Raw genomic sequence first — 9,387 nt, forward strand, 5'->3', positions numbered from 1 at the left:
ACTATAGGCACAGCCGATCCTGGCCCGAACACAGAAAGTCGGGCATGATGTGAGGTGCAGTGGGCATGTACCGAATCTGACGTTTAGAGATGCTGGCCCAGCGAGGCCGCTGCTTCTGTTGTCGCCCATGTCCGGGCTACTGTCGGTGCACCCTGGTCCTGCGGTGGGCCGTAGAGGTCTCACGTACTCCGGAACACTTGGAAATTCTATGGCAGGTCGTTAGCCATATAGAGGCATCCAAAGCTCCGGCGGAGCGCAGAAGCGTTTCACGTGAAACATGACAAGCACAGGGGAGTGCGCAACGTTTCACGTGAAACATGTCCACGCTCGGCCCGCGACTCAGACCGGAGACGGGCAGTAAGGGTAGCCCCGCACCACTGAAGGAGTAACGGAAACCCTACGGCGCAACGCGGTATGAGTATCGGTACGTAGGACCCCCTTGCTTCGTTTATCCAAGCGCTTATCCGACCTCGGTTACCGAGATGCCGCAATCACTTACTGGACGGTCGCGCACTGATCGATGCGACCGTCCGCCCCAGCTCGCGGTCGGCAAAGGCAACAAGGATCGTACTAAGGGCCAAGCGCGGCAATCTCACCTGGTTCACGACGCATTCACACTGTGTGTGCGTTTCGACACCACGGCCTGGGGGCTCCAGCCGACGGCACAAACCAATGCAGCAGCAGCTAGACCGCCAGGCTGATGGCCCAGCGTGGACATGTGGATCGGAGCCCCCCGTTCAGCGCCCCACGAAACGATATCCACTGTGAATTGGAGCAGGGGCATGTCCCTGTCCCGGTCGGAAGCTCCACGCATTCGCGCCTGCGGCTTAGCCGCCCTGCGACACGTCACCCCCCGTGCGCGCAGAGTTATACACAAAGTTTTCCACATGCGAATCGTGCCAGTATCCACATACTTATCCACAACCGGTGCAGCTTCCGCAGATCCGATCCCCACCACATGGCGGACTCTCCTGCCGGCAGACCAGGAGTTGTCCCAGCGGTTATCCGCGTGAAAATGCAGGCCGAACCGTTCCGAGATGGGGAGGTGCGTCGCCGAAAGCCCGCAATCAACCAACTACATGCTAACTCTCAGCGTGCGCGGGGCTGCAGACGACATTGAGGATCGTTTCACCTGAAACGCATACCCACGCTCAGAGTCGGATGGCGCGCGCGACGGGAGCGGTCGTCTTGGACCCCACGACTGACCTTTTAGCACCTAGAGTCTTACCCACACCTCCCGCCAGAGTTGTCCACACTGTTATCCACAGGGATATCCACCGATGAAATCGGTCACACAAGCCCGTGGCATCGCAGTTCTGCTCCGCCGGCAACTGCGCCAAGGGGAGCCACGGGACCTCCTGCCGGCCAACAGGACAGGGATATTTGCCACCCGCGATGGCGCTTTTGGTTAGTCACCTCTGGAAGCGCAAGAAGCCAGTACCGTGATGACCCTATCCAGCCCCTCTCCTGGTCCTCAAGAGCTTCGAAGCAGACCACCCTTTCGGCCGCGCCTCCCGGAACAGTGGCTGGTGCAAAGTATCGCGCATACCAGTAGGACATTGCCGGTACCTGGCCACGACTGTGCCCCTTCCAATACGAGGTGGCGCATCTGCAATCCGCGAGCCATCAACATCCAGGTATATCCCAGCCCCGCACTCAGTGATCGGCGCCCACCCCCGCCCACTCAGCGACGGCGACACGTTCCGGAGAACAGCCCACATATGGCTCAGCTACCAAAAGAGCGGACGCGTCACGAAGAGACGACCAGTGGCCAGGAGACAATTATGGCGCCCCAGATAAGGCCGGAGGCCAGGCAGGCATCGAACAGAGGTGTGGGAGCAAGCACGCGAGGCGAAGGCCATAGAGTCCGCTCTACTTTGGTGGGGCCGGCAGTACTGCTGGGCCGACGGATGACGCGTTCCAGTCGGGGCCTGGTGCCCATAGCAAGCGCGCATGTTTCACGTGAAACGCGGAGCGTTGCCTTCCCACAAGGCTCCAGCATCATCGGTACCAAGGATCCACGTCGTGGCCACTGCCTCAGCCGAACCCCATGGCAGCTGGCTGTTTCACGTGAAACGTCATGCTTGACTGTCGCCCGCGAGCAGCCGCGTGACGGTATCCCCGCGCACGTGGACGCGAACGCATTCCTAGATACGGGGGACCCTTGCATAGTGAACTTTCGCCTGCCCCGTGGCTCCCGGATATCACCAGGATTGAAGAAGTTCCATGGCTACGGTGCATGGCTATGGTGCTATGACAGCCGGCCCAGGTCGTCCACGTCGAGGACGTCTACGAGATTCTCTGCGCACACGAGGTGTCGGGACCGGACGCGCTCCGATATGGCACTGGACATGTTCCCGCAGTTACCGAACCTGACGCCGATATGCCGCTGAAGCGGGAAAGGTCAAGAACCTGGGTCTTCCACGAATGGGGGCGTTCATCGAAGCGCCCGGATTCTCGGTTACCAGCCGCGTATGCCGATCATTTCAACTCGGGCGGAAACCCCATGCAGAGCAAAATGCTCCAGCAATGGCACTACATTCACCAAGATCTGGCAAGTCCTCCACGCGAGCGTCCAGCAGAAGGGTGGAGTGTGGCCGAGCGTGCAGTTATCGGACTTTGGCGGCAAGCCACAGATCACCGCAGCATCGCACTAAGCGTCTTTGCGGGGTGATTTGCGGAGCGATTGCACCGCAGAAGGCGGCGGGACTCACCCTTGTTTCACGTGAAACAAGAACGAGGGTAACCAGCCCATGAGTCCTTGACCCACCAGAGACCACACCACAACTGGCCGACGCATAAAGGTCAGGAACACCGTTTTGTGACGCCGGCACCGACGCCCGCGTCTAGCGTGGACCCAGTATGGCGGATCTGCAACTTACCCTGCGCACGTACATAGATGGAGTTGGGGCTGCTGTCCGGCCTCCCAGCGGCACTAAATCGGCCCCGTGCACGCCACCAATCTGACAGAACAAGTGCAGCCGCACGATGTACGCCGGCAACCCCGCGGAAGCCAGCCAGGAACAACCAGGAATAGGCAGGGTTCGGGGACTAGCTGGGGGAGGGTTGAACGACACAAGGGCCTGAAAACAGCCTCATCAACCAACCATGGGAACCACGGGCAATGATCACCAAAACAAAAAGGCCCGATTCGCAACGAACCGGGCCTTCTAACTTTGAATCAGTTGGTTGAACCTGGAGCCAAGACATCCATGATCCTGTTCAGGTCTTCGACGCTGGCGAACTCGATACTGACCTTACCCTTCCTGACACCAAGGGAGATTTTGACGTTGGTATCAAGGCGGTCCGACAGCGAGGATGCCAGGTAGTCCAGGCGTTCGTGCCGTGCTCCGGGACGCGGGATATTGTTCTTGGCGGGCTTGGCCGGATCCTGGTAGAGCGTAACCGCTTCTTCAGTAGCGCGGACAGACATTCCCTCTGCGACAATTTTCTGCGCAAGCCGTTCCATGGCTGCAGCATCGGGAAGGGAGAGAAGCGCCCTGGCATGGCCGGCGGACAGCACACCCGCCGCAACTCGCCGCTGAACCAGCGGGGGCAGCTTCAACAGGCGGAGCGTGTTGGATACCTGGGGCCGGGAGCGGCCGATGCGATCCGCCAGCTGCTCGTGGGTGGTGCCGAAGTCTTCGAGGAGCTGCTGGTAGGCCGCCGCTTCTTCGAGGGGGTTCAGCTGGCTGCGGTGCAGGTTTTCAAGCAGCGCATCCCGGAGCAGGTCATCGTCCGTTGTGTCACGGATAATGGCGGGGATGGTTTCCAGGCCCGCTGCCTGTACGGCGCGCCAGCGGCGCTCACCCATGACCAGTTCATAGGGCTCGCTACCGGATTCGGTTGAGGTGCGGACCACAATTGGCTGGAGGACGCCGATTTCGCGCACCGAGTGCACCAGCTCAGCCATGTCATCCTCATCGAAGACATTTCGGGGCTGCTTGCGGTTCGGATGGATGTCTGACACCGGGATTTCCGCAAAGCGGGCACCGGGAACTTCCACCAGCTCAACACCGGATTCCTCCCGGAAGTCTGCACCGGCGGTCTCGGCAGGCACTGGACCGTCTTCGGCAGGGCTGTCCACAACCTCGGGGACCGCCGGGGTTTCAGCGGCGGGGGAGGATTCCGGGGGCTCATTGGAGCTGGCCGCGGAAGTCTTCCTGGCAGCCGTCTTTTTCGCCGGAACTTCCGGACTTGAGGAAGCAGACTTCCTGCCGTCGCCGTCTTTGTCCGGCGCCGTCGTGGCAGCCGCTGCGTTGCCTGCCGCGGTGCGCTGGCCGGGAGCCGTGGCTTCCTTGTCCTGCGTTTTCGCGGGGGCTTCGGCTGCGGGTTGTTCTACCGGCTCGGTTTTCTTCCGTCCTTCGGGAAAGAACAGATCCACAGGCCGGGATACCGTCCCACCGTTGCCCGACCCATTGGTTGCGGCGGAACTCGGAATCAGCGCGCCAAGACCGCGGCCTAGGCCCCGTCGCTTCTCGCTCATGGGTAAATCCCTCCAGTGGTAGAGCCCCGGACCAGCCTGGCTCCGTGCGTTGCGGTATTGAAGATTTTAGCGTTCGGCTATTTCAGCGGCGGCTTCCAGGTAGGACAGTGCGCCACTTGAGGACGGATCATACGTCATGACTGTCTGCTGGTAGCTGGGAGCTTCGGAAATCCGCACGGACCGTGGAACCACCGCCGCGAGCACCTGGTCCGGGAAATGCTGGCGTACCTCTGCGGCCACCTGGGCAGCGAGGTTGGTGCGGCCGTCGTACATCGTCAGGAGGATGGTTGAAACAACGAGGTCTGCGTTGAGGTGCTTCTGGATCATCTCGATGTTCTTGAGGAGCTGGCTCAGGCCCTCCAGCGCGTAGTATTCGCACTGGATGGGGATAAGAACCTCGCTGGCGGCGCAAAAGGCGTTGACCGTCAGCAGGCCCAGGCTGGGCGGGCAGTCAATGAACACGTAGTCCAGGCGTTCTTCACCGTTCTTCTCGCGGGTCTTCGCGTAGACATCGATGGCACGCCGCAACCGCTGTTCGCGGGCAACAAGCGAAACCAGTTCAATCTCGGCACCCGCAAGATGGATGGTGGCCGGGGCACAGATGAGCTTTCCAATGTCCGGGCACGGGGCAACCACATCCGCCAGCGGGACGTCATTGATCAGGACGTCATAGATGCTGTCCACGTCGGCATGGTGCTCAATTCCCAGTGCGGTGGAAGCGTTGCCCTGGGGGTCGATATCGATGACCAGGACGTTCAGTCCGGCAGCCGCCAGGGCCGCGGCAATATTCACGGTGGTGGTGGTCTTGCCCACCCCGCCCTTCTGGTTGGAAACCGTGAAGATGCGGGTCTTGTCAGGACGCGGGAGCTGACGTCCCATCAGGCGCTCACGGCGCTTCGTCTCGTGGGCAAGCTCGCGGGCGATGGGACTTGAATCATCGATGGCGTCAATGACGTTCGAACGACCTGAGGAGGTTGTTTCACGTGAAACCGCACTGCTGGCGGACGCAGCACCAACCGTTTTAGGGTGATTACCACCTCTTCCGGGTGCCATTGCTATACCGGCAAGCCCGGACCCAGCGACAGAACGTGCCGACCCCAAGGACACAAACGGCGGGATCCGTTGTGCGGAGGCTTCACTACTGGTCACTGGGGCACACTCACTCTCGTTCAGCCAATTTTGCTGCCGTTGTCTAGCCTAACTGCTCCGACCCGCTGACAGCCGTCAGCGGGCCCGCATTAGGACTTCTTTTGGGGCTTGTTTACAACGATGCGGACCACCGTGGTGGGTTCCTCAAGGAGGTTGTCGCCCACCGTCAGCACGGAAGTCTCAATACCACCCAACTTGCGGATGGTCTTGGCAGCCTTCTCGATCTCCTCGCCGGCGCTGCGGCCCTTGATGGCCACCACTTCACCGTGGCCACCCAGCAGCGGGATGGTCAGGCCGGCGAGGTTGGTCAACGCCGATACCGCACGGGCTGTCACCACGTCAGCCTCCACCTGCCCCACGGCGAGCTCGGCGCGGGCGCGCATCACCGTGACGTTGTCCAGGCCCAGGTCATCAACCACTTCCTGGAGCCAGATCACGCGACGCTCCAGGGGTTCAATGAGCGTGAGCTCAAGGTCGGGGCGCGCAATGGCAAGGCACAGGCCGGGCAGTCCGGCGCCGCTTCCGACGTCGGCAACGTGGCTTCCTTGGGCGATCTCGCTTTCGATGACGGCACAATTGAGCACGTGCCGGCTCCACAGCCGGGGAACCTCGCGCGGCCCGATCAGGCCCCGCTCGGTGCCGGACGTTGCGAGATGCTCCACGTAGCGCTTTGCCAGGTCCAGGCGGTCGCCGAAGATCTTCTCAGCAGCGCGAAGCTCTGCTGCCGTGATGTCAACCATGGTTATCGGGTCAGCATTCTCTAGTCTGCGGAAACAACAATGTGGCGTCCGGAGCCTTCGCCCTCGGACTCGCTGACCAGGCCGAGGTCGGCCACGGCGTCGTGCACGATCTTGCGTTCGTAGGCGCTCATCGGTTCCAGGGCGACGGACTTGCCGGTCTCCTTCACGGAAGCCGCTGCGTCTTCGGCGATCTTCTGCAGATGGCCGGTGCGTTCCTGCCGGTAGCCGTTGATGTCCAGGACAAGCCGGGAGCGGTTTTCCGTGGCGGACAGGACCGCCAGCCGGGTGAGCTCCTGGAGGGCCTCGAGGACCTCGCCGTCCTCGCCGACAAGGCTCTCCAGCCCATCGGCTTCCTCGTCGGCAACGATGGAAATGTACGTCCGGCCGTTGCGGACCTCGATGTCAATGTCGCCGTCGATGTCGGCGATGTCCAGCAGTTCCTCAAGGTAGTCGGCAGCCACGTCACCCTCTTCCTCGAGGCGGCTGGCGGCGGAGACCTTGGCGGACGAAGCATCCTGGTTCACGGGCTCGTCCTGATCTTCAATCTCTTCAGAAAGGGCGTGTTCGGTGCTCTCGGCTGACATTACTTCTTCTTCCTGTTCTTGCGCTGGGGCTGGACGCGCTGTCCCTTGGTCTCAAGTGCGGCGGCCGCGGCGGCGTCGGTTTCTTCATCCCGCTTGCCGGTGAGGACGGAAAGGGCGGGGAGGCCCTTGGCGGCACGGCGTTCGGCGAGGGCCTTGGCTGCGGGGGATCCCGGCGTCGGCATGCGGCGGATGACGAAGAACTGCTGGCCCATGGTCCACAGGTTGGTGGTGGTCCAGTAGATGAGCACACCGATGGGGAAGTTGATGCCGCCCACACCGAAGACGATGGGCAGGATGTAAAGCATCATCTTCTGCTGCCGCATGAACGGGCTGGCCATGGCCTCTTCGGACATGTTCTTGGCCATGATCTGCTTCTGGGTGATGAACTGCGAGGCCGTCATGGCCAGGATCATCACGATGGAAAGGATCCACACAGCAACCTGGTTGCCGCCACCCCCGCCATGCAGCAGGGAGGCAGACAGCGGAGCACCAAAAATGCTCGACGCGTCGAATTCCACAACCTGCTCATGGCTCATGGCACCGATGCCGGCGCCCTGGTCCTTTGCGGCGGAGATACCGGAGAGCACCTGGAACAGTGCAAAGAAGAACGGCATCTGGATCAGCATGGGCAGGCAGGCCGAGAACGGGTTGGTCCCATGCTTCTTGTACATGGCCATCTGTTCCTGGGCCATGGCCTGGCGGGACAGCTGGTCGGTCTTGCCCTTGTACTTGTCCTGGAGCTTCTTCAGGTCGGGCTGCAGCAGCTGCATGCCGCGCTGGGCCTTGATCTGCTTGACGAATACCGGGATCAGGGCGGCACGGATCACCAGCACGAGTCCGATGATGGACAAAGTCCAGGTCCAGCCGTTCGCAGCAGGCATCCCGATGGCGCTCAAGCCATCGTGGAATCCGATCATGATGATGGAAACCAGCCACTTGAACGGGGCCATGATTGTTCCAAAGAAGTCCATACTTATCCCTATTCGTCAGGCCGCACTGCGGCCTTCTTCATCAGTCCGAGCAACCAGGTACCTGTCCGGATTGTTCAGCACAACAATTGTGGGGGTCTGGCCTGCGGGCCATTCCCTGTGGCCGGCGGGGACGTGGTCCACTCCGCCGGCATTCCATGGATGGCAGTGGCCAAGGCGCCGGACCGCGAGCCAGCTCCCCTTGACGGCGCCATGGACAGTGACCGCTTCAAGGGCGTAGGCCGAGCAGGAAGGGAAGAATCGGCAGACCGGCCCGTACAAGGGAGAAACCACCTTGCGGTAGGCCATCAGCAGAAGAATGAGGACGTTGCGGGGCAGGTTCCAGAGGAACTTGCCGACGGCGGCAGGCACGTTGCGGAAACGGGCGACGACGGCGGTGGCGTTAGACACGCGTTGTCCCCTCCTGTGTTGTACCGGCCGAACCTGTCGCGGCAGCCCGTGGAGGGCGGCCAGCCAGCCGGTTCAGCGTGGATTCCAATGCAGCGTTGTAGTCCGACAGCAGCTGGTCCCAACTGGCGGACGCGGACGCCGGAAGCGCCCGCACCACAATAGCCAGTCCTGTACCGTGCTCTCGCAACGAGGCAGCAGCTGCTTCTCTCAGTCTCCTCTTAACGAGGTTCCTGACCACAGCGTTCCCTACACCCTTGGAAACAATGAACCCGATCCGGCTGGGTTCGTCGGCAGCAATGGCTGCCGCATATAACACTACGTTCCGGCGCCCATTGCGGACACCGGAACGTACGGTTGTTGAAAAATCGGTTGAGGTCCTCAAGCGGTTGCGGGCGGCCAGCACCTTAAACTCGCAAAGGGATGTCTACCGACAAGCCAGTTATCTAGGCCGACAGTTCGGTGCGGCCCTTGCCACGACGGGCTGCCAGGATGGCACGGCCGGCACGGGTACGCATACGAAGGCGGAAGCCGTGCTTCTTGGCTCGACGGCGGTTATTCGGCTGAAAAGTCCGCTTGCTCACGTTAGTTACTCCAGTGGATCAAAGGTGCGCCCACCCGATCAGTATGGGGAAGAACTGGCCGACGCTAAGTTTTGTATATGCACGCTTCCCCCGGCTGTCCGGACGCACTGCGCCTGGAGAGTTCAGATGGGGCCAAAAAGCGGACACAAAGGACTTCACAACGTTAGGGCAATCTGCAGGCCGGAGTCAAACCGGAAGGCGCCTTGGCGGCTGTCCCCAGCTGTGCCTAAGTATCCCCAACAGCCTGTGGATGAAGTGGCTCACAGGGGCGTTCCGGGAACCACAACAGTGTAATTATCCACAGCCGGATAGCCAGCTATCTTCTAGGCTTTTCATCCCCTAGAGTGTCCCAGTAGCCGATTATCCACGGACTGTGCATAACCCTGTGGATTAAGTGGGGCCAGCACCCTGGTTCCGGACTTGGGCTGCAGGCAATGCAGGCAAAGCAAGTTTTGAGGGAACCGATTG

At 61.3% G+C, this 9,387-nt stretch carries 8 protein-coding genes; all 8 read right to left on the reverse strand.

The window, feature by feature from the left end:
- Positions 1-3,181: 3,181 nt before the first annotated feature.
- The 8 genes from LDO86_RS20130 to rpmH all read right to left on the reverse strand — a co-directional run bounded on the left by LDO86_RS20130 (position 3,182) and on the right by rpmH (position 8,919).
- Entirely contained in the window at positions 3,182-4,486 is a 1,305-nt protein-coding gene (locus tag LDO86_RS20130; protein WP_026265859.1) for a ParB/RepB/Spo0J family partition protein, read from the reverse strand.
- Positions 4,487-4,552: 66 nt separating this feature from the next.
- The gene (locus tag LDO86_RS20135; protein WP_269208639.1) at positions 4,553-5,635 is read right to left on the reverse strand and encodes a ParA family protein; all 1,083 of its coding nucleotides are present in this window, start codon (positions 5,633-5,635) and stop codon (positions 4,553-4,555) included.
- 89 nt (positions 5,636-5,724) lie between these two features.
- Positions 5,725-6,375, reverse strand: coding sequence for a 16S rRNA (guanine(527)-N(7))-methyltransferase RsmG (gene rsmG, locus LDO86_RS20140; protein WP_018769872.1), 651 nt, complete (start codon positions 6,373-6,375; stop codon positions 5,725-5,727).
- Between the two features lie 20 nt (positions 6,376-6,395).
- Positions 6,396-6,959 (reverse strand): R3H domain-containing nucleic acid-binding protein, encoded by a 564-nt coding sequence (locus LDO86_RS20145; protein ID WP_018769873.1) that lies wholly within the window; start codon positions 6,957-6,959, stop codon positions 6,396-6,398.
- The gene (yidC, locus tag LDO86_RS20150; RefSeq protein ID WP_018769874.1) at positions 6,959-7,930 is read right to left on the reverse strand and encodes a membrane protein insertase YidC; all 972 of its coding nucleotides are present in this window, start codon (positions 7,928-7,930) and stop codon (positions 6,959-6,961) included. The genes LDO86_RS20145 and yidC overlap by 1 nt, the downstream gene beginning before the upstream one ends.
- 15 nt (positions 7,931-7,945) lie before the next feature.
- Positions 7,946-8,338 (reverse strand): membrane protein insertion efficiency factor YidD, encoded by a 393-nt coding sequence (yidD, locus tag LDO86_RS20155; RefSeq protein WP_018769875.1) that lies wholly within the window; start codon positions 8,336-8,338, stop codon positions 7,946-7,948.
- Positions 8,331-8,741 (reverse strand): ribonuclease P protein component, encoded by a 411-nt coding sequence (rnpA, locus tag LDO86_RS20160; protein WP_081620205.1) that lies wholly within the window; start codon positions 8,739-8,741, stop codon positions 8,331-8,333. The genes yidD and rnpA overlap by 8 nt, the downstream gene beginning before the upstream one ends.
- Positions 8,742-8,781: 40 nt before the next feature.
- A complete protein-coding gene (gene rpmH / locus LDO86_RS20165) occupies positions 8,782-8,919 on the reverse strand; it encodes a 50S ribosomal protein L34 (RefSeq protein ID WP_003800212.1) in 138 nt (45 codons plus the stop codon).
- Between the last annotated feature and the right edge of the window lie 468 nt (positions 8,920-9,387).

The organism is Arthrobacter sp. StoSoilB19, from assembly GCF_019977275.1.
Lineage (GTDB): Bacteria > Actinomycetota > Actinomycetes > Actinomycetales > Micrococcaceae > Arthrobacter.

Coding starts and splice junctions, on each gene's coding strand:
- yidC (WP_018769874.1), bottom strand. CDS start 7,930: ATGGACTTCTTTGGAACAATCATGGCCCCGTTCAAGTGGCTGGTTTCC.
- rsmG (WP_018769872.1), bottom strand. CDS start 6,375: ATGGTTGACATCACGGCAGCAGAGCTTCGCGCTGCTGAGAAGATCTTC.
- LDO86_RS20145 (WP_018769873.1), bottom strand. CDS start 6,959: ATGTCAGCCGAGAGCACCGAACACGCCCTTTCTGAAGAGATTGAAGAT.
- LDO86_RS20130 (WP_026265859.1), bottom strand. CDS start 4,486: ATGAGCGAGAAGCGACGGGGCCTAGGCCGCGGTCTTGGCGCGCTGATT.